This window comes from Nocardioides mesophilus (genome assembly GCF_014395785.1).
Lineage (GTDB): Bacteria > Actinomycetota > Actinomycetes > Propionibacteriales > Nocardioidaceae > Nocardioides_B > Nocardioides_B mesophilus.
Genome location: NZ_CP060713.1, coordinates 2,334,317 through 2,354,187, shown reverse-complemented (window position 1 = coordinate 2,354,187; position 19,871 = coordinate 2,334,317). Strand labels below are relative to the sequence as shown.

Below are 19,871 nucleotides of genomic sequence, written 5' to 3'. Positions count from 1 at the left end.
CCGGGGTGCGGCCACCGTGCGAGCGTCAGTGGGCGGCGTCGTACGCCGAGCGCACCTCTGCCGAGACCCGGCCGCGCTCCGGCACGTCCCAGCCGTTGGCCTTGGCCCACTCGCGGATCTCCGCGGCGCTCGCGCCGCCGTCCGAGCCGCCGGTCGACCGGGCGGGCGCCGCCTGCCCCTTGCGTCGCCGGCCGCCGGTGCGGCGGCCGTGGCCGACGTAGACCGCGAGCGCGTCGCGCAGCTCGGTGGCGTGCTGGTCGCTCAGGTCGATCTCGTAGTCGACGCCGTCGAGGGCGAAGGAGACGGTCTCGGTGGCGTCGCCGCCGTCGAGGTCGTCGACGAGGACGACATTCACACGCTGTGCCATAAGAAGAGATGTCCTTCGGTTATCCGCCGATTCCCCGCACCACCGGCAATATCAATGGGTTGCTAATGACCCTAGCGCATGCAACACCTTTCACCAGCATTAGTTCGGGCCGCATTACCGCTTCTGTGGAAAAAGGGAGAAATAATCATCCCATCGGGTGGTGCGGGATAACCCAGCGGCACCAGGACAGCGAATCGGCAAGAGACTTTGCGCCTCTTTTTCGCGGGTCCTACTCGGGGCGGACCAGCGGGAAGAGAATGGTCTCCCGGATGCTGGCGCCGGTGATCAGCATCAGGAGCCGGTCGACGCCGATGCCGATGCCGCCGGCCGGCGGCATGCCGTACTCCATGGCCTTGAGGAAGGCCTCGTCGAGGTCCATCGCCTCCGGGTCCCCCTGCGCGGCCATCAGCGACTGCTGGACCAGGCGCTCGCGCTGGATCACCGGGTCGTTGAGCTCGGAGTAGGCGGCGCCCAGCTCGACGCCGTTGATGATCAGGTCCCAGGCCTCGTTGAGCTCGGGCACGTCGCGGTGCGGCTTCGCCAGCGGCTTGCCCGCCGCGGGGTAGTCCATCACGAAGGTCGGCTGGATCAGCGAGTCCTCGACGAGCTGCTCGAACAGCTCCACGACGATCTCCGGAGCGCCCCACGAGTCCTGCAGCTCGACCTCGTGCTTGTCGGCGTGGCCGCGCAGCGTCTCGGCGTCGGTGTGCGCGTCGACCTGCGCGCCGAGCGCCTCGGACACCAGCTCGTGGATCGGCGCCTCGCGCCACTCACCCTCGAGGTCGATGACGCTGCCGTCGCGGGCGGTGATCTCGGGACTGCCGAGCGCCCGGTGGGCGTTGCGCACCATCTCCTTGGCGAGCTCGATCATGGTGTGCTGGTCGCCGTAGGCCTCGTAGGCCTCGAGCATCGAGAACTCGGCGGCGTGGGTGGAGTCCAGCCCCTCGTTGCGGAACGTCCGGCCGATCTCGTAGACCCGGTCGACCCCGCCGATCATCGCCTTCTTCAGGTCCAGCTCCAGCGCGATGCGCAGCAGCATCTCCTGGTCCAGCGCGTTGAGGTGGGTGCGGAAGGGCCGGGCGGCCGCGCCGCCGTTGGTGATCTGCAGGATCGGGGTCTCCACCTCGACGTACCCGCGACCGTCCAGCGTCGCGCGCAGCGAGCGGAGCACCGACGCCTTGGCGCGGACCATGTCGCGGGCCTCCTGGCGCACGATCATGTCGACGTAGCGCAGCCGCACCCGGGCCTCGTCGGAGAGCGGCTTGTGCTCGTTGGGCAGCGGGCGCAGCGTCTTGGCCGCCATCGACCACGACGCTGCCTGCACCGACAGCTCGCCGCGCCGGCTGGTGATCACCTCGCCGCGGACCGCGAGCAGGTCGCCGAGGTCGACCATCGCCTTGAACTCGTCGAGCGCCTCCTGGCCGACGTCTGCCAGGGACAGCATCACCTGCAGCTCGGTGCCGTCGCCCTCGCGCAGCCGGACGAAGCAGAGCTTGCCGGTGTTGCGCAGGAAGATCACCCGGCCCACCACCGCGACCTGCTCGCCGGTGTGCGTGTCCGGCTCGAGGCCGGCCGCGTCGTAGCGGTCGCGGATCTCGGCGAGGGTGTGGGTGCGCTCGACGGTGACCGGGTACGCCGCTGTGCCGGCGCCGATCAACCGCTCACGCTTCTCGCGACGCACCCGCATCTGCTCGGGGAGGTCGTCCTCCGCGGGGGCAGGGCTGGTCGGCTGGACGCTCATGACGGACCAGCCTAACGACCCCGCGCGCCCTCCCACAGCCGACGGTCGACGGTCCCGCGCCGGACGACCTCCCGGGACGCGCTCAGGCGTTGCGACCGTGCACGATCTCCAGCCCGAGCAGGGTCAGCCACGGCTGGTGGGCGGTGAAGACGCTGCACTCCTCGACCACCAGCGGAGCCAGCCCCCGGTGGCGATCACGTTGGCGTCACCCGGCGCGAGGCGGAGCTCGGCGAGCATCCGGGCGACCAGGCCGTCGACCTGGCTGGCGAAGCCGTAGAGCATGCCCGACTGCAGCGCCTCGACGGTGTTCTTCGCGATCACCGACCGCGGCCGCATCAGCTCGACCTTGCGCAGCTGCGCTCCCCGCCGGCCGAGCGCCTCGAGGGAGATGTCGATGCCCGGGGCGATCGCGCCGCCGACGTACTCCCCGCGGGGGCTGACCACGTCGAAGGTGGTCGCGGTGCCGAAGTCGACGACGATCGAGGGACCGTCGTAGAGCTGCGCGGCGGCGAGCGCGTTGACGATCCGGTCCGAGCCGACCTCGCGGGGGTTGTCCATCAGCACCGGCACCCCGGTGCGCACCCCGGGCTCCACGACGACGTTGCGCACGTCGCCGTAGTAGGTGCGCAGCATCTCGCGCCACTCGTGCAGAACCGCGGGCACCGTCGAGCAGACCGCGACGCCGCGCACCGGCTCACCGACCGGGGAGTCGCCCAGCAGCGCCCGGAGCAGCACCCCCCACTCGTCGGCGGTGCGCCGCTCGTCGGTGGCCACCCGCCAGTGGTCCACGACGTCGCCGTCATCGAGGAGGCCGAGCGTGGTGTGGCTGTTGCCGATGTCGGCACAGAGCAGCATCAGGCGTCCCGCAGGTCCATCGCCACGTCGAGGACCGGGGCGGAGTGGGTCAGCGCCCCGACCGCGAGGAAGTCGACACCGGTCGCGGCGACCTCGCGGGCCCGGTCGATGCCGAGCCCGCCGGAGGCCTCCAGCGTGGCGCGCCCCGCGGTCATCCGGACCGCCTCGAGCGTCTGCTCGGTGCTCATGTTGTCGAGCAGGATCTGCTGCACGCCCTGCTCGAGCAGCTCGCGCAGCTGCTCGAGGGTGGTCACCTCCACCTGGACGGGCAGGTCGGGGTAGCGCTGGCGGACCGCGCGGTACGCCGGCACCACCCCGCCGGCGGCGAGCACGTGGTTGTCCTTGACCAGCGCCTGGTCGGAGAGGCTGCCGCGGTGGTTCACGCCGCCGCCGCAGCGCACGGCGTACTTCTCCAGCGCCCGGAAGTGCGGCGTGGTCTTGCGGGTGTCGCGGACCTTGGCGCCGGTGCCCTCGACGGCGGCCACCCAGCGCGCGGTGGTGGTGGCGACCCCGGAGAGGTGGCAGAGGAAGTTCAGCGCGGTCCGCTCGGCGGTGAGCAGCTGGCCGACCGGGCCCTGGACGGTGAGCAGCACGTCGCCACGTCGTACGGCGTCGCCGTCCTCGACGTGGGGGGTCAGCCGGACCCGCGGACCGACCACGTGGACGAACACCAGCTCCGCCACCGCCAGGCCGCTCACCACGCCGTCGGCGCGCGCCACCAGGTCGGCGTTCGCGACCGCGTCGGCGGGGATCGTCGCCTCGCTGGTGACGTCCTCGCCGGGCAGGTCCTCCGCGACCGCCGCCACCACGCCGGCGTAGACGGCGGCCGGGTCCAGCCCGGCGGCCGCGAGAACCTCCACCAGCGCCGGAGGCAGCGACTCGAACGGGGTGCGGACCGGAGCGGTCACGGGGTGCCTCCTGCGGTGCGGTCGGTGCGGTCGGTGCGGTCAGGTCGCAGCGGGCTGCCGGCCAGCCGGGGGACGCCCTCGACCAGCGTGACGTCGAGGTGCCGCGACCAGGCGACGTCGTCGGTCTCGGGGAAGTCCTCGCGCCAGTGCGAGCCGCGGGTCTCCTCGCGGGCGCCGGCGGCGGCGACCAGGGCCCGGCTCACCGTGAGCAGGTTCGTGGTCTCCCAGGCGTCCACCCCGGCCTCGTCGGCGACCTTCCCCGCCAGCAGGTCGAGCGCCTCGGCCCCGTCGGCCAGGCCGTCGCGGGAGCGGAGCACGCCGGCGCGCTCGGTCATCACCTGCTGCAGGTCGCTGCGCAGCGACCCGGGGACCAGCCCCTCGACCCGCGGGTCGGCGGCCGGCTCGCGGCGTGGCGGCAGCCCCTCCAGCAGCTGCAGCGCGATCCGCCGGGAGAACACCAGGCCCTCGAGCAGCGAGTTGGAGGCCAGCCGGTTGGCGCCGTGCACCCCGGAGCAGGCGACCTCGCCGCAGGCGAACAGCCCCGGCACCGAGCTCTGCCCGTGCAGGTCGGTCGCGACGCCCCCGGAGGCGTAGTGGCACGCCGGGGCGACCGGGATCAGGTCGGTGACCGGGTCCACCCCGTGGGAGCGGCAGGTGGCCAGGATCGTGGGGAACCGGCGCTGCCACTTCTCGGCGCCGAAGTGCCGGGCGTCCAGCCACAGGTGCTCGGCGCCGCTCTCGCGCATCCGGCGCATGATCGCCTTGGCCACCACGTCCCGCGGGGCGAGGTCGGCCAGCGGGTGCTGGCCGGTCATGAAGCGGGTGCCGGCGTCGTCGACGAGGAACGCGCCCTCGCCGCGCACCGCCTCGGAGATCAACGGCTGCTGGCCGACCGACTCCGCCCCCAGCCACATCACGGTGGGGTGGAACTGGACGAACTCCAGGTCGCGCAGCACCGCGCCGCCGCGCAGCGCGAGCGCCATCCCGTCGCCGGTGGCCACCGGCGGGTTGGTGGTCGCCGAGTAGACCTGCCCCAGGCCACCGGAGGCGAGCACCACCGCGCGGCAGAGCACCGCCCCGACGCCGTCGCGCTGCCCCTCGCCCATCACGTGCAGGGTCACCCCGGCCACCCCGCCGCCGACGCCGGGGATCAGGTCCAGGACCAGGGCGTGCTCGATGACCTCGATGTCCGGGGCGGCGTGCACCGCGGCGACCAGCGCCCGCTGGATCTCGGCCCCGGTCGCGTCGCCGCCGGCGTGAGCGATCCGGTCGCGCAGGTGGCCGCCCTCGCGGGTCAGCGACAGCTCCCCGGCGGCGGTGTGGTCGAACTGGGTGCCGAGCGCGATCAGCGCGTGCACCGCCTCCGGCCCCTCGGTGACCAGCACCCGCACCGCGTCCTCGTCGCACAGCCCCGCGCCGGCCACCAGCGTGTCGTGCAGGTGCTGCTCGGGGGTGTCCCCCGGGCCGAGCGCCGCCGCGATGCCGCCCTGCGCCCATTGGGTGGAGCCGGCCGACAGCAGGTCCTTGGTCACCACCATCACCGACCCCGCGGCACGGGCCTGCAGGGCCGCGGTCAGGCCGGCGATCCCGGAGCCGATGACGACGACGTCGGCGTACGTCGTCCAGCCGGGCCGCGGGGCGGCGAGCCGGGACGGAAGGGTGCTCACCCGAGGAGACTACTGAGCCGCGGGCACCGCAGGGGTGGGAGCGCCATCCCCGGGCCGGTCCGGTGCCCGGCAGCCCGCTGCGTCACCCCGGAGAGCCCCGCGCACAGCATCAGGGGCGGGCCTGGTCACCCGGGGCGGCGCCGAGGTGCAGGGGCACGTTGTCGATCAGGCGCGTGGTGCCGACCCGGGCGGCGACCAGCGCCCGGCCCTCCCGGTCGCCGGCGCCGGACCGAGGTCGGCGCCGGTGACCTCGACGTAGTCCAGCGCGATCCCGGGGCAGTCGTCGAGCACCGCACGGGCGGCGGTCAGCGCCGCGACGGCGCCGCGCGGGGCGGCCCGGACCGCCGCCTCCAGGGCGCCCGACAGGGCGAGGGCAACCTGGTGCTGCCCGGCGTCGAGGAAGCGGTTGCGGGAGGAGAGCGCGAGGCCGTCGGCCTCGCGGACCGTCGGCGCACCGACGACGTCGACGCCCAGGCACAGGTCGGCGGCCATCCGGCGGATCAGCACCAGCTGCTGGTAGTCCTTCTGACCGAACACCGCGCGGTCGGGCCGGACCAGGCCGAAGAGCTTGGCCACCACGGTCAGCACGCCGCGGAAGTGGGTGGGCCGGCTGCGGCCCTCGAGCACCGAGCCGAGCGGCCCGGGGTCCACGGTGACCTGCGGCTCGCCGCCGGGATAGACCTCCTGCACTGACGGTGCGAACACCACGTCCACGCCTTCGGCCCGGCAGACCTCGAGGTCGGCCTCCAGGGTGCGGGGGTACCGGTCGAGGTCCTCCCCGGGCGCGAACTGCAGCGGGTTCACGAAGATCGAGACCACCCGCACGTCGTCGGGTCCGGTCCGCTCCCGGGCCTGCGCCATCAGCGCCGCGTGCCCGGCGTGCAGCGCGCCCATCGTGGGGACCAGGGCGACCCGGCCGCCGCCGGCGCGGGGGCCGGCCAGCGCCTCGTCGAGCTCGGAGCGGGTGCGGACCAGCCGGAGGGTCACCCGCGGGTCCCGGCGCGCACCAGCGCGTCGTCGAGGATCCGGGCGAGCTTCGCGGCCCGGATCGGCAGCAGCCGCCCGTCGGCGACGGCCCGGTCCGCGGTGGCGCGGGCCATGGCGACGTACGACGGGAGCGTGTCCGGGCGGGTGCTCGCCAGGTCGGCGAGGTGGGCCCGCACGGTCTCCACGTCACCTCGCACGATCGGACCGGTGAGCGCGGCGTCGCCGTAGGAGAGCGCGTTGTCGAGGGCCGCGGTCAGCAGCGGCCGCAGGGTGCCGGCCGGGTCCTCGGCACCGGAGTCGCGCAGCAGGTCCATCGCCTGGCTGACCAGCGTGACGAGGTGGTTCGCGCCGTGGGCGAGACCGGCGTGGTAGAGCACCCGGTGCTCCTCGGCCACCCAGACCACCTGGCCGGCGAGGTCGGCGACGAGCGCCTCGGCCAGCACCCGGGTGTCCGGGGCGGCGGTGACGCCGTACCGGCAGCCGGGCAGCCGGTCGAGGTCCACGTCGGTGCCGGTGAACGTCATCGCCGGGTGCATCGCGAGCACGTGCGCGCCCAGGTCGGCCGCCGGTCGCAGCACGCCCAGCCCGTGCTTGCCGGAGGTGTGCACGACGTACTGCCCGGCCCGCAGCGCCCCGGACGCGGCCAGCATGCTGACCACGTTGCCGAGCATGTCGTCGGGCACGGTCAGCAGCAGCAGGTCGCACGAGCGGGCCACCGCGCTGGGCTTGTCCACCCGGACGCCGGGCAGCAGGGTCTCGATGCGGGTGCGGGAGGCGGCGGACTCCCCGGCGACGGAGACGATCTCGTGACCGCTCTCGCGCAGGGCCGCCGCGAGGACGGCGCCGACTCGACCGGCTCCGACGACGCCGACACGGGTCGTGGGGGACTGCATCATCACGGGCCTTTCGTTCCAGTCCCTCCCTTGCGGGTTCGGGTACCGGACGTTGGACTGTTGTGTGCCCCTCGAGCCTACGTCGGTTCATATCGGACAGGTAGACCCCCGGGCCGGTGGCGTGCGTCACAAGGCGGCCCCCGGCGCGTCCGTCGTACGGCGGGCCGCGGGCCGGCCGGTCGCGGGGTCGTAGCCTGGCGGGAATGAGCAGCCTCACCCCGCTCGGCATGCCTGGGATGCGCCCCGAGCCACCTCCGACCGACGCCCCGACCTGGAAGACCGCCTGGGACGCGGCGCTCTACGGTCCCGACGGGTTCTTCCGGCGGGAGTCGCCGGCAGCGCACTTCCGGACCTCCGTGCACACCTCCAACCGGTTCGCCGAGGCGGTGGTGCGGCTGGTGCGCGACGCCGGCCTGGACACGGTGGTCGACATCGGCGCCGGCCGGGGCGAGCTGCTGGCCGCCGTGCACGCGCTCGCCCCGGACCTGGAGCTGCTCGGCGTCGAGGTCGCCCGCCGACCCGCAGGGCTGCCCGACGCGGTGGCCTGGACGACCGCGCTGCCGGAGTCCGTGGACGGGCTGATGATCGCCAACGAGTGGCTGGACAACATTCCCTGCCACGTCGTGGAGATGGCCCCCTCGGGCCGGGCGCACGTGGTGCACGTCGACCCGCGCACCGGCGAGGAGTCCCTCGGCCGACCGCTCGACCACGACTCCGTCCCCGCCTCGCTGGCCGCCTGGTGCGAGCGCTGGTGGCCGCTGTCCCCCGCCGCACCGGGCACCCGCGCGGAGGTCGGCACCACGCGGGACGCGGCCTGGGCCGACGTCGTACGCCGGGTGACGCGCGGCCTCGCCGTCGCCGTCGACTACGGCCACACCCGCGACACCCGGCCGCCGCTGGGCTCGCTGCGCTCCTACCGCGACGGGCGCGAGGCGCAGGTGCTGCCCGACGGCTCCCGCGACGTCACCGCGCACGTGGCGGTCGACGCGGTCGCGGACCTGGTCGGCGCCACGGTGCTGCCGCAGCGGGAGGCGCTGCGCGCCCTCGGGGTCTCGGGCGCCCGGCCCGACCTGGCGACGGCGACCGAGGACCCGGCCGGCTACGTCCGGGCGCTCTCCCGGGCCGGCGAGGCGGCCGAGCTGACCGCGGCCGGCGGCCTCGGCGACTTCAGCTGGATCGTCACCGCGGTCGGTGACGTCGCCGCGCCGTTCACGGGTTGATCGAGAGGAACACGAACGCGGCGAACAGCGTCAGGTGCACGGCCCCCTCCAGCCGGGTCGCGCGACCGGGCACCAGGGTCAGCACGCTCACCACCGCGGTGAGCAGCAGCAGCACCATCTGCACCGGGCCGAGGCCGAGCACCAGCGGCCCCTCGAGCCAGATCGAGGCCACCGCGATCGCGGGCACCGTCAGCCCGATGCTGGCCATCGCGGAGCCGTAGGCCAGGTTCAGGCTGGTCTGCATCAGGTTCCGGCGGGCCGCCCGCACCGAGGCCAGCGTCTCGGGCAGCAGCACCACCAGCGCGATCACGACCCCCACGAAGGACTGTGGGAAGCCGGCCGCCGCGACGCCGTCCTCGATCGCCGGGGACTCCACCTTGGCGAGCCCGACCACGGCGACCAGCGCGAGCAGCAGCAGCCAGAGGCTCACCAGGGCCCGCCGCCGGGTCGGGGTGCCCGCCTCCTCGGCTGCGGCCAGCTCGTCCTGCAGGTCGGGCCCGAGCCCGGGAGGGTCGAGGTCGTCGGTGACCGGCAGGAAGAACTCGCGGTGCCGGCCGGTTTGGGTGAGCACGAATATCAGCCACAGCGCGGCGGACCCGACGGCGGCGAAGGCCAGCTGGGGGCCGGAGAACTGGGCCCCGGGCGAGCTGGTGGTGAAGTTCGGCAGCACCAGGCTCAGCGTGGCGACCGAGAGCACCGTCGCCAGCGCGGAGCCCGCCCCCTCCGCGTTGAACCGGGGCACGCCGTGGCGCAGGGCACCGGCGACCAGGGACAGCCCGACGATGCCGTTCATGGTGATCATCGCCGCGGCGAACACCGTGTCCCGCGCCAGCGTCGCGGTCTTGTCGCCGCCGGAGACCATGAGGGTCAGGATCAGGCCGACCTCGATGACGGTGACCGCGACCGCGAGCACCAGCGAGCCGAACGGCTCGCCGACCCGGTGGGCGATCACCTCGGCGTGGTGGACGGCCGCGAGCACCACGGTCACCAGGACCACGGCGACCACGGCCACCGGCACGGCGCCGAGGTCGCGGCCCCAGGTGAGCAGCAGCACGACGACGCCGAGCACCGGTGCGACCACCGGGTAGTCGTGGGCGATCCGGCTCGTCAGGGGTCGGGGCGCGCTCATGGCGTTCACCCTTCCAGAGCGGCCAAGCGCGCCTTCCTGCCGAGCACGACCGCCGCCTCCAGCAGCTCGCGGGTCTCGGCCTGCGTCCGGTGCTGCAGCCGCACGGACACCGGCCCCGGCGGGCTGTCGAGGACCAGGTCGGCCAGTCCGAGCCGGCGCTGCACCGGGCCCTGCCGGATCCGCAGCGACTGCACCCGGGCGTGCCGCACGGCGTGGGTTCGCCGCACGAGCCAGCCGCCCCGGGAGACGACCAGGTCCGCGCCCATGCCCGCGGCCAGGAACCGCCGGCCGACCGGGTCCAGCCACCGCGCCCGTCGCGGCGGCGACGTGAGCGGTACGGCGTCGGGGTCGACCTGCAGCGAGCCCTGCTCGTCGTCGACCGGCAGCGTGGGCCGGCCGCGCAGCAGGTGCCGCGCCAGCTCGAGCACCACCGCCCGCGGGGCCACCGGCATCACCGTGGTGGCCGACGGGCCGCCCTCGGCCTCCGCCCCGCCGCCGTAGCCGGCCACCGACACGTCGAGCTTCGCCCAGCCGAGCCGCCGCCACAGCAGCGGCTCGCTGACCACGACCCCCTGCACCCGCGCCAGGGTGATGGTCTGCGTGGTCCGCTCGAACAGTCCGCGGCGCACCTGCAGGCCGGCGCTGGTCTGCGACACCGTGAAGCCGTGGTAGCCCGAGAGCCGGCGCAGCTGCACCAGCACGAAGCCGACCACCACCGGGACCATCGGCGCGACCACGGCCATGCCCTGGAACGCGAAGGCGACCCCGAGCAACGCCGCGCCGGCCACCGCCGCGATCGTGCCCAGCGAGAGCAGGCTGCTCAGCACCAAGGTGCGCAGGTCCAGGGCCGCGATGTCGTGGTCGGGTGGCTGCCAGCCCCGCTGCGCGGCCGGCAGCGCACCGGGCACCGGCGGCTCCGTCCCGGCCGGCGCGGCCCGGCGTACGGCGTCGCGGCGGGCCAGCAGCGACTCGCGCACCTGGTGCGCCTCGGCCAGCGGCAGGAAGGCCAGCGAGCCCTCGCGGCTGCCGCCGGCGGTGTCCATCTTGAGCTCGGCCAGCCCGAACAGCCGGGCCAGGAACGGCTGGACGATGTCGATGCCCTGCAGCCGGTCGACCCGGATCCGCCGGGACTGGTGGGAGATCACCCCGGTGTCGATGCGGAGCTCGTCGTCCTCGATCCAGTACTTCGTGCGCAGCCAGGACGCGTAGCCGGCGACCATCCCGGCGGCCAGCACCGCGATCAGGGTCAGCGCGATCGGGCCGAGCCGGCCGGCGAGCAGGTCGTCCCAGGTGGTGGCGACCAGCGCGACCAGGTAGATCCCGCCGCGGACCAGCGGGGTCATCGGCGAGAGTCGGCGTGGCTCGTGCCCGACCGGCGCCGCCGCGGGGGCCACCGGCTCCGGCTCGCTCACAGCCCGGCCGCCTGCGCCTCGCCCAGCGAGGTCAGCCGGTCCCGCAGCCGCGCCGCCTCGTCGGCGGGCAGCCCGGGGACGTGCGCGGAGGTCGCCGGGCTGGCGGTGTGCAGCCGCACGGTGGCCACGCCGAAGGCCCGGTCGAGCGGGCCGGCGTGCACGTCGACGTACTGCATCCGCCCGTAGGGCACCACGACCAGCCTCCGGACCCAGGCGCCGTGGGTGATGTAGAGGTCCTCGTCGCGCTCGGCGTAGCCCCAGCGCGCCACGCTGCGGCCGACGAACACCCAGCCGCCGACCAGCACCAGCACCAGCAGCCCGAGCACCGGCCACGTGACCAGCCCCGGCAGCGGCCCCAGCCAGCCCAGCAGCAGCACCGCCACGGCGAGACCGCCGACGACGCCGGCGAGCACGATCCTGCGCACCCGGCCGAGCGCCGGGGACACACGGCGCCATGGCGTGCCGGGCGGCGCGAAGAGGTCGTCCACGACCCGAGCGTACGTGCAAGGATGAGCCGCGTGAGCCGTCAAGGACGCGAGGAGCTGGTGGTCGGCATCGGTGCCGGCGCCGCAGGCTTCTCCGACTCCTTCGGGGGCCACGAGCGCGGCGGCGGCCCCGGACTGGCCACGCAGGACATGGTGCTCAACATCGGCCCGCAGCACCCTGCGACGCACGGCGTGCTCCGGCTGCGGCTGACCCTCGACGGCGAGCGGATCGCCGCCTGCGAGCCGGTGGTCGGCTACATGCACCGGGGCGCGGAGAAGCTGTTCGAGGTCCGCGACTACCGGCAGATCATCGTGCTGTCGAACCGGCACGACTGGCTCTCGGCGTTCTCCAACGAGCTGGGCGTGGTGCTGGCCGTCGAGCGGATGCTCGGCATGGAGGTGCCGCAGCGTGCGGTGTGGCTGCGCACGATGCTGGCCGAGCTGAACCGGGTGCTCAACCACCTGATGTTCCTGGGCTCCTACCCCATCGAGCTGGGCGCGATCACCCCGATCTTCTACGCGTTCCGCGAGCGGGAGACGCTGCAGGCGGTCATGGAGGAGGTCTCCGGCGGCCGGATGCACTACATGTTCAACCGGGTCGGCGGCCTCAAGGAGGACGTGCCGGCCGGCTGGCTGGACCGGGTCGACCAGGCGACCGCCGCGGTCCGCTCGCGGATGCCGCAGATCAAGGACCTGATCTTCGGCAACGAGATCTTCCGGGCGCGCACCCGCGGGGTGGGGGTGATCTCACCGGCGCTGATCGAGGCGTACGGCGTCTCCGGCCCGATCGCCCGGGCCGCCGGCGTGGACTTCGACCTGCGCCGCGACGAGCCGTACCTCGCCTACGACCAGCTCCGCGCCGACGGCGTGCTCCAGGTGGTCACCGGGGAGGACGGGGACTGCTATACCCGCTTCGAGATGCTGCTGGACCAGGTGCAGGTCTCGCTGGACCTCGTCGAGGCGTGCGTGGACCGGCTGCGCTCGATCGCCGCCGGCCCCGTGAACGTCCGGCTGCCCAAGATCCTCAAGGCGCCGGAGGGGTCGACGTACGCCTGGACGGAGAACCCGCTCGGGATCAACGGCTACTACCTGGTCTCGCGCGGGGAGAAGACCCCGTGGCGGATAAAGCTGCGCACCGCGTCGTTCAACAACATCGCGGTGCTGCCCGAGGTGCTCGAGGGCTGCGTGGTGGCGGACATGGTGGCGATCCTCGGTTCGATGTTCTTCGTCGTAGGCGACGTCGACAAGTGAGGACCTGAGCGGCCCCGTGTAACCTCTCGCTCGATGTCGGTGCAGGGTGCCGGCACCGATGCAGGCGCAGGGAGGAAGTCGGATGGAGCCCGAGCAGTCTCAGCGGTCGGGGGAGCTCGGCGTGCTCCGCTACGGCTTCTCGATCGTGGGCACCCAGAAGTCCGGGACGACGTCGCTGTCCGGGCTGCTGAGCCGGCACCCGCAGGTGCTGCGGGCACCGCGCAAGGAGCTGCACTACTTCGACGACGAGGCGAAGGACTGGGCGAACCCGGACTTCTCCGACTACGTGGCGCCGCGGCGTAGCCGTCGGCAGCGGCTGCTGGGGGACGCGACCCCGGTGTACCTGTGGTGGCCGCAGGCCCTGGAGCGGATGCGACGCTACGACCCGGACCTGAAGCTGGTCGCGATCTTCCGCGACCCGCTGGAGCGGCTGTTCTCGCAGTGGATGATGGTCGTCGACCGCTGGCCGAAGGCGGCGCCGGATTGGCCCGAGTTCCTCACCCAGTACCGTCCCCCGGCCTGCAGGAGCAGATCCCGAGGGCGCGCACGTCGGCGGCTTCCGGCTGCGCTCGGGGGTGGTGCGCGGCTACTACGGCGCCCAGCTGGAGCGGGGCTTCTCGTTGTTCGACCGCGAGCAGTGGCACGTGCTGGAGTTCAAGGCGTTCCTGGCCGACCACGAGGGCGCGATGAACCGGCTGACCGACTTCTTGGAGCTCGACCGCTTCGGGGAGGTGCCGGAGCTGCCCCACGGCATGCAGAACAAGCCGCTGGTCCCGGGCACTGCGCCGACCGGAGCGGACATCGAGGGGCTGCTGAAGCTCTACCGCGAGGACTTCGAGCGGTTCAAGGAGCTGTCCGGGCTCGACGTCTCGCACTGGCCGACCCAGCAGCTGGTCGCGGGCACCCTGGACCCCGACGCGTTGGCGGCCCGCTTCGCCGCGAAGGTCGTGCCGGCGCAGGCCTGAGCGCCGGTCCGCTCCTCCGCTCTGCTGACCGCTCGCCTCCGGCCCGCGGGGCCCGGTCAGGAGCGGCTGTTGTCCTCGTCGCCGACGGCGTCGTCCTCGGAGCCGTACTCCGCGTTGTCGGGCCGCTCCTCGAGCGGGACCACGATCGGTCGCTCGTGGCGGGGCAGCCAGGTCGAGGTGACGTGGTCGATGACGTGCACGCCTTCGGGGGCGACGATGCGGACGATCCCCTCGACCTCGTCGGCCCGGCCCTCGCGCAGCGCGTGGAAGACGTCCCACTCCCGCAGCTTGCGCATGGTCCGGGAGCTGGTGCCGAACGCCTCCGGGCTGACCCAGTGGTCGAACTCGTCGCTGTCGAGGTACTTCAGCTCGACGCACAGGCCCTGTGGCAGGCGCATCCGGCGGGCGTGCCGCGGCACCATCCGGATCTCCCACTCGTAGGCCTTGTGGTGGCGGTAGTCGTCGCCCATCGGGAAGACGTAGTCCTCGACGTTGATCATGTAGACGTCGAGGTAGGCGACCTGGTCGCTCTCCACGAACAGCGGGTGCCGCGGCATCGAGACGACCGCCTCGACGTTCTCCAGCTGCCAGGCGAGGTCGGCGATCGTGTCCACGCCCTCGGCGGTCAGCACCATGTCGCCGTCCCACTTCATCGAGTAGGCCGTGTGCACGTGCGAGAAGGACCAGTTGTAGAAGTAGGCCAGGTTGTGGACCGACATCTCCGGGGTGCCGAGGTGCTCGGCGCCGCAGCGGCTGACGTCGAAGGGGTACTCCGTCACGGTGAGCCGGTCCGCGGCGCCACAGGCAGCCGCCACCGACCGCGCCACCTCGGGCGTGCCGTCGTCGGACTGGTTGTCCACGATCACGACCTGCTGCACGGCCCGGAAGAGCGGCGGCAGCACCCAGGGGAGGCTCCGGGCCTCGTTCTTCACCCGGAGCACCGAGGTGAGGCCGGGTTCGAGGCGGCGGTGGTCCCGCGGCCAGGCGACGTCGAAGTCGGACCTGCCCTCCAGGTTGTGCAGGACCCGGAGGTTGTCGCGCTGGCCCATCAGCCGCCCTGGCCCTGGAGCCGGCGCTTGGCGCGCCCGGCGATCCCGCGCGCCCGGACGGCCGCCCTGCGGGCCGCGCTGGCCTCGGCGAGCTCGGCCGCGACGGCCTCGGCCGCGCGTTGCTCCCGCGCCCGACGCACCGAGCGCAGGAAGGTCGGGCCGGCGGCCTCGGCCGTGGAGCTGGTCAGCGCCTCGGCCTCGGCGTACAGGTCGCCGTAGACGCGGCGGAGCCCGTCGAGCTCCTCCCGCACGTCCGGGGTGTCGCCTCCGGGCTCGGCGAGCTTGTTCAGCTGCTGCCAGGTCGCCTCCGCGACCTCCTGCAGCGGCTGCGGCACCGAGAGGTCCTCCCAGCCGGACCGGACGCGGTGCAGCGCCGGGTCGACGAAGTTGTGGACCTCCTTCATCCGGTCGATGCCGGCGTGGGTGATCGAGTCGAGCTCGATCTCCTCCCCCGCCCGCACGATCGTGCTCGTCCAGTCGTCGAGGAGGTCGTGGTAGCGCACGAAGGTCCGCCGGGAGCCCCGGGTGGCCCGCTCGGTGTAGAGCATCATGTTGGTCCAGCCGGCCAACCGGCTGATGTCGCCCAGCCGCCCGCCGTAGTACTTGTTCTTGCTCGCCACGACCTCGGCCGGCGGCCGCAGCATCGTGACGATCGAGGTGGACGCACCGGCCCGCACGGCGGCCACGCGCCACAGGCTCAGGAACCAGGCCAGCCGCGGGTCCTTGATGACCAGCTGGTCGGCGACCGCGAACTGCTCCTCGAGCCACGTGGTCAGGTCCGCGCGGAAGGCCTCCCGGCCGGAGACCCGACCGGCGTCGAACCAGGCGCCCGGGCGGGCGTCGGAGGGGTGCACGATCGCGCGCCGGAGCAGCAGGTCGTGGAAGTCCACCACCCACTGCGGCTCGCCGAACCCCTTCGGGTTGGTGCTGTCGGCCACCACCTCCGGCTCGGGCACGTGCAGCCCGATGCTCTTCAGGATGCCCGACATCAGGCTGGTGCCACTGCGGCCGGAGCCGGCCACCAGGACGATCCGTCGGTCGGCCGAGACGTCCTCGGGAATCCGCGCCACCTCGAGGTCCTCGAGCGTGAGGGCTACCTCGGGGGGTAGGTCCTGGGCGGGCTGTGACACTGGTCAGGTCCTCCACAGTTGCGGGGCGTACGGCTGCAACGGCGCCGGCAGCCGTACGTCGACGTACTCGCGTGGACCGGCGCAGCAGGCCTCAGGATAACCGCAGCAGGGCGATCCGGTCGCCATGCCCCCGCTGGCTACAGCAGACCCTGGTCCTGGAGGTAGCTGGTGGCCACGTCCTCGGGCAGCTGCCGCTCGAGGTCGACCTTGCCGATCATGGTCGCCAGGTCCTCGGTGGTCAGCTGCGAGGACATCTCGTTCAGCACGTCGGCGACGTCCGGGTGGGCCTTGAGGAAGTCGCTGTTCACCATCGGCACGAGGTTCTCGGCGTTCTGGAGGTTCTGGTCGTCCTCGAGGATCACCAGACCGAGCTGGTCCAGCGTCGCGTCGCTGGTGCCGACCTGGCCGAGGTCGACCTCGCCCTTGGCGAGCGCGTCCTTGGTGCCTGTGGTGCCGAAGCCCAACGGGACCACCTTGGTGATGTCGAGGCCGTAGGTCTTCTCCAGCCCGATCTCGCAGTCGGTGCGCTGCGAGCAGTCCTCGGCCGCCGCCAGCGTCACCGGCTGGTTGAGCGCGGCGAGGTCGCTGAGGGTCTTCAGGTCGTTCTTCTCCGCGAACTCCTTGGTGACCGCGAAGGCGTTGGCGTCCTCGGCCTCGGCCGGCTGCAGGGGCTCGATCCCGCGCGGCGCCGCGAGCTCCTTGAGCTTGGCGAGGGTGGCGTCGGTGTCCGGCGAGGCCACCACCGGGGCGTCCGGTCCGTTCTCCTGCTTGTTGAGGTACTCCGTCATCGAGGAGAGGTAGTCCGCGGACACGTCGACCGCGCCCTTCTCCATCTGCGGGGCGTAGACGTCCCGGCTCTCCACCAGCTTCACCGTGACGTCGTAGCCGGCGTCCCTGAGCAGGGCGGCGTACATCTCGGTCATGATCTGCATCTCGCTGAAGTTCTGGCCGGCGACCACGACCTCGCCGCCGCCACTGCCGCCGCTGCTGCCGCTGCTGCCGGAGTCGGCGTTCAGGGCGTCCTCACCGGCGCAGGCGCCGAGCAGGGCGAGCGGCGCGATCGCCATCACCGCCGCGAGGCGTCCGAGGCGTCGACCGACAGGCGTGTTCATGCTCATGGGGTGCTCCCACCTTCTGTGTCCCGCGGCGTGCCGCGCGTGTCCGGAGGGCACTTCGCCGACCGGGTCGATCCCGGGCGGCGGCACCCACGGCGAACAGCCTACGGGCGGGAGCCGACAGAACCCAGGGCCGCCGCTGCGGCCGTCGTACGACGGGCCCGGGCGACCGGGTCGAGCACCCTCTGCAGGGCCACCATGCCCACCTCGAGGAGCAGCGCGATGACGGCGATCACCAGCGCGCCGCCGACGACCTGCCCGGTGTCCTGGCGGACGAAGCCGAGCGTGACGATCCGGCCCAGCCCCGGCCCGGCCACCAGGGCGGCGATGGTGGCGGTGGCCCACACCTGGACGATCGCCAGCCGCAGCCCGGTCAGGATCAGCGGCAGCGCCAGCGGCACCTCCACCGACCGGAGCAGCTGGGTCGAGGTCATGCCCATCCCCCGCGCGGCCTCCACGGTGTCCCGGTCGACGCCCTGCATCCCGACGTAGGTGTTGGTGATGATCGGCGGCAGCGCGAAGAGCACCAGGGCCACCAGCGTGGACAGCCCGGCGCGACCGTAGGCCCCGAAGTACTCCGTGCCGACCGGTCCGAGGGCGAGGAGCAGCAGCACGGCGAAGGTCGGCACCGCCCGCCCGACGTTGGAGATGTTGATCGCCAGGGTGCCGCCGCGCCCCTTGTGGCCGAGCCAGACCGCCAGCGGCAGACCCAGTGCGGCCGCGGCGAGCGTCGCGGTGACCGTGAGCAGACCGTGCTCGAGGAGCCGGTTCGGGATGCCGTTCTCCCCCTGCCAGGTGGCTGGGTCGGCGAGCCAGTCCAGGACGCTCTGGAGCATCAGCCGGCCCTCCTCGTCCGCGCCCACGGAGTGAGCACCCGCTGCACCCCGACGAGCACCAGGTCGAAGGCGACCGCGAGCGCTACGCACAGCACCGCGGCGGTCAGGACCTGGGCCTTGAAGCGGCTGTCGACGGCCTCCAGCAGCAGGTTGCCAAGGCCGCCGTACCCGACGATCGCACCGACTGTGGTCAGGGCGACCGTGGACACCGCGGCCACCCGGACCCCCGCGATGATCGTCGGCAGCGCCAGCGGCACCTCGACGGCGAGCAGCATCCGGCGGCGGCCGTAGCCCATGCCGAGCGCCGACTCCCGGACGTCCTCGGGAACGCCCTTGAGGCCCTCGATGACGTTGCGGACCAGGATCGTGAGGGAGTACAGCGCGAGGCCGAGGATCACCGTCGTCGCGGTCAGCCCGGTGAACGGCAGCAGCAGCGCGAACAGCGCCAGCGACGGGATCGTGTAGATCGCGGTCGTGGCCCCGACCACGAAGCCTTCGAGCCTTCGGTAGCGTCGGGCCAGAAGCGCCAGCGGGAACGCGACCAGCAGGCCCAGGAGCACGGAGACGACGGTGATCCAGATGTGCTGCACCAGTGCGTCGGTGATCTGCGGTGCGCGGGAGCGGAGGTACTCCCCGCACACCCAGTCGTTGCGCACCAGGCAGTTGTCGGCCACGGCGGGCGCGTCCGTGCCGGCGAGAGTGCCGTGCACGAACGTCAGGACGCTCGACGAGGGAGCCACATGAGTGACCGTAGCGAACAGCCGATGATCCGGCTCGTCGGCGTGGGCAAGACCTATGCCGACGGGACGGTGGCGGTCCAGGAGCTCGACCTCGACGTGCCCCCCGGCGCGCTCGTCGTGCTGGTCGGACCGTCCGGCTGCGGCAAGTCGACGACGCTGAAGATGATCAACCGGCTCATCGAGCCGACCGCCGGCCGGATCCTGATCGACGGCGAGGACATCACCGACTCCGACCCGGTGGCTCTGCGGCGCCGGATCGGCTACGTCATCCAGCAGACCGGGCTGTTCCCGCACCAGAGCGTGCGCGCAAACGTGGCGACCGTGCCGACGCTGCTGGGCTGGGACCGGTCGCGGGCCAAGGCGCGGGCCGACGAGCTGCTCGAGCTGGTCGGGCTCGACCCGCAGCAGTACGGCGGCCGCTACCCCCACCAGCTCTCCGGAGGGCAGCGGCAGCGGGTGGGCGTGGCCCGGGCCCTGGCCGCCGACCCGCCCGTGCTGCTGATGGACGAGCCGTTCGGCGCCGTCGACCCGCTGGTGCGCACCCGGTTGCAGGACGAGTTCCTCCGGCTCCAGCGGGACCTCGGCAAGACCGTCGTGATGGTCACCCACGACATCGACGAGGCGGTTCGGATGGGCGACATGGTGGCGGTGTTCGCCGCCGGCGGCCGTCTCGCGCAGTACGCCGAGCCGGCGCACCTGCTCGGGGCCCCCGCCGACGACTTCGTGGCCGACTTCGTGGGGGCCTCCCGCGGCCTGCGGCGCCTGGCGGTCACGCCGATCGACACCGCCGACCTCGAGCCGCTCGACGGGTCGTCACCGACCCACTCGGTCGCCGTCACCGACTCCCTCGAGGACGCCCTGGCCACCCTGCTGCGCCAGGACGAGGACCGGATCGCCGTGACCCGCGACGGGCAGCCGATCGGGGTGCTCACCCCCACGGCCGTGCACCGCGCGCTGCGCCGCTCCGTGGCCGTCGACCCCGCCACCCCCTGACCGACCCCCAAACCCGCCGAGTCGGCGCAACTGCACCCCAAAAACCCGCCGAGTCGGCGCAACTGCAGCCCAAAAAACCGGCCGAGTCGGCGCATCTGCACCCCAAGAACCCGCCGAGTCGGCGCAAC

Annotated in this window: 19 protein-coding genes; 4 read left to right on the top strand and 15 right to left on the bottom strand. The window is 73.2% G+C overall.

All coding sequences use genetic code 11. The features are described 5' to 3' along the window. Nucleotides 1-25: 25 nt before the first annotated feature. The 7 genes from H9L09_RS11275 to H9L09_RS11245 all read right to left on the bottom strand — a co-directional run bounded on the left by H9L09_RS11275 (nt 26) and on the right by H9L09_RS11245 (nt 7,421). Nucleotides 26-367 carry a histone-like nucleoid-structuring protein Lsr2 gene (locus tag H9L09_RS11275; protein WP_187577065.1) on the bottom strand — a complete coding sequence of 114 codons (342 nt, stop codon included), beginning with the start codon at nt 365-367 and terminating at the stop codon, nt 26-28. Between the two features lie 229 nt (nt 368-596). Next, nucleotides 597-2,108: a lysine--tRNA ligase gene (lysS, locus tag H9L09_RS11270; RefSeq protein WP_187577064.1), complete on the bottom strand. Its 1,512-nt coding sequence runs from the start codon at nt 2,106-2,108 to the stop codon at nt 597-599. Nucleotides 2,109-2,231: 123 nt separating this feature from the next. Next, on the bottom strand, nt 2,232-2,963 hold the full coding sequence (locus H9L09_RS11265; RefSeq protein WP_343065131.1) for a type III pantothenate kinase: 732 nt from the start codon (nt 2,961-2,963) through the stop codon (nt 2,232-2,234). Next, the gene (gene nadC / locus H9L09_RS11260) at nt 2,963-3,871 is read right to left on the bottom strand and encodes a carboxylating nicotinate-nucleotide diphosphorylase (protein ID WP_187577063.1); all 909 of its coding nucleotides are present in this window, start codon (nt 3,869-3,871) and stop codon (nt 2,963-2,965) included. Before nadC ends, H9L09_RS11265 begins: the two co-directional genes overlap by 1 nt. Next, nucleotides 3,868-5,538 (bottom strand): L-aspartate oxidase, encoded by a 1,671-nt coding sequence (locus H9L09_RS11255; RefSeq protein ID WP_187577062.1) that lies wholly within the window; start codon nt 5,536-5,538, stop codon nt 3,868-3,870. Before H9L09_RS11255 ends, nadC begins: the two co-directional genes overlap by 4 nt. 165 nt (nt 5,539-5,703) lie before the next feature. Next, nucleotides 5,704-6,525, bottom strand: coding sequence for a pantoate--beta-alanine ligase (panC, locus tag H9L09_RS11250; RefSeq protein ID WP_246455968.1), 822 nt, complete (start codon nt 6,523-6,525; stop codon nt 5,704-5,706). Further along, a complete protein-coding gene (locus tag H9L09_RS11245; RefSeq protein WP_187580829.1) occupies nt 6,522-7,421 on the bottom strand; it encodes a Rossmann-like and DUF2520 domain-containing protein in 900 nt (299 codons plus the stop codon). The genes panC and H9L09_RS11245 overlap by 4 nt, the downstream gene beginning before the upstream one ends. A gap of 200 nt (nt 7,422-7,621) precedes the next feature. Here H9L09_RS11245 and H9L09_RS11240 point away from each other — a divergent pair, with 200 nt between their 5' ends. Then, a complete protein-coding gene (locus tag H9L09_RS11240) occupies nt 7,622-8,638 on the top strand; it encodes an SAM-dependent methyltransferase (RefSeq protein ID WP_246455967.1) in 1,017 nt (338 codons plus the stop codon). On the opposite strand, the gene H9L09_RS11235 is transcribed toward H9L09_RS11240, so the two are convergent. The 3 genes from H9L09_RS11235 to H9L09_RS11225 are packed head-to-tail and all read right to left on the bottom strand — an operon-like array spanning nt 8,628 to nt 11,667. Further along, complete coding sequence (locus H9L09_RS11235) at nt 8,628-9,767, bottom strand: calcium:cation antiporter (protein WP_187577061.1); 1,140 nt, start codon at nt 9,765-9,767, stop codon at nt 8,628-8,630. The two genes, H9L09_RS11240 and H9L09_RS11235, sit on opposite strands and share 11 nt — an antisense overlap. A gap of 5 nt (nt 9,768-9,772) precedes the next feature. Further along, entirely contained in the window at nt 9,773-11,179 is a 1,407-nt protein-coding gene (locus tag H9L09_RS11230) for a PH domain-containing protein (RefSeq protein WP_187577060.1), read from the bottom strand. After that, nucleotides 11,176-11,667 (bottom strand): PH domain-containing protein, encoded by a 492-nt coding sequence (locus tag H9L09_RS11225; RefSeq protein WP_187577059.1) that lies wholly within the window; start codon nt 11,665-11,667, stop codon nt 11,176-11,178. Before H9L09_RS11225 ends, H9L09_RS11230 begins: the two co-directional genes overlap by 4 nt. 30 nt (nt 11,668-11,697) lie before the next feature. Here H9L09_RS11225 and H9L09_RS11220 point away from each other — a divergent pair, with 30 nt between their 5' ends. Both H9L09_RS11220 and H9L09_RS11215 read left to right on the top strand, forming a co-directional pair. Then, complete coding sequence (locus H9L09_RS11220) at nt 11,698-12,915, top strand: NADH-quinone oxidoreductase subunit D (protein ID WP_246455966.1); 1,218 nt, start codon at nt 11,698-11,700, stop codon at nt 12,913-12,915. A 578-nt stretch (nt 12,916-13,493) separates the two neighbouring features. Then, nucleotides 13,494-13,880: a hypothetical protein gene (locus H9L09_RS11215; RefSeq protein WP_187577057.1), complete on the top strand. Its 387-nt coding sequence runs from the start codon at nt 13,494-13,496 to the stop codon at nt 13,878-13,880. A gap of 56 nt (nt 13,881-13,936) precedes the next feature. Here the strand turns inward: H9L09_RS11215 and H9L09_RS11210 are convergent, their stop codons facing one another. From H9L09_RS11210 to H9L09_RS11190, 5 genes are all read right to left on the bottom strand, one after another. After that, entirely contained in the window at nt 13,937-14,929 is a 993-nt protein-coding gene (locus H9L09_RS11210; protein ID WP_187577056.1) for a glycosyltransferase family protein, read from the bottom strand. Continuing rightward, nucleotides 14,929-16,059: a sulfotransferase family protein gene (locus tag H9L09_RS11205; protein ID WP_187577055.1), complete on the bottom strand. Its 1,131-nt coding sequence runs from the start codon at nt 16,057-16,059 to the stop codon at nt 14,929-14,931. The genes H9L09_RS11210 and H9L09_RS11205 overlap by 1 nt, the downstream gene beginning before the upstream one ends. A 137-nt stretch (nt 16,060-16,196) precedes the next feature. Then, entirely contained in the window at nt 16,197-17,177 is a 981-nt protein-coding gene (locus tag H9L09_RS11200; protein ID WP_223164005.1) for an ABC transporter substrate-binding protein, read from the bottom strand. Nucleotides 17,178-17,278: 101 nt separating this feature from the next. After that, complete coding sequence (locus H9L09_RS11195) at nt 17,279-18,010, bottom strand: ABC transporter permease (protein WP_187577054.1); 732 nt, start codon at nt 18,008-18,010, stop codon at nt 17,279-17,281. Continuing rightward, a complete protein-coding gene (locus H9L09_RS11190; RefSeq protein WP_246455965.1) occupies nt 18,010-18,750 on the bottom strand; it encodes an ABC transporter permease in 741 nt (246 codons plus the stop codon). Before H9L09_RS11190 ends, H9L09_RS11195 begins: the two co-directional genes overlap by 1 nt. Between H9L09_RS11190 and H9L09_RS11185 the strand changes: the two genes are divergently transcribed. Then, nucleotides 18,751-19,743, top strand: coding sequence for an ABC transporter ATP-binding protein (locus tag H9L09_RS11185; RefSeq protein WP_281390639.1), 993 nt, complete (start codon nt 18,751-18,753; stop codon nt 19,741-19,743). It abuts the gene before it with no gap. Nucleotides 19,744-19,871: the final 128 nt, after the last annotated feature.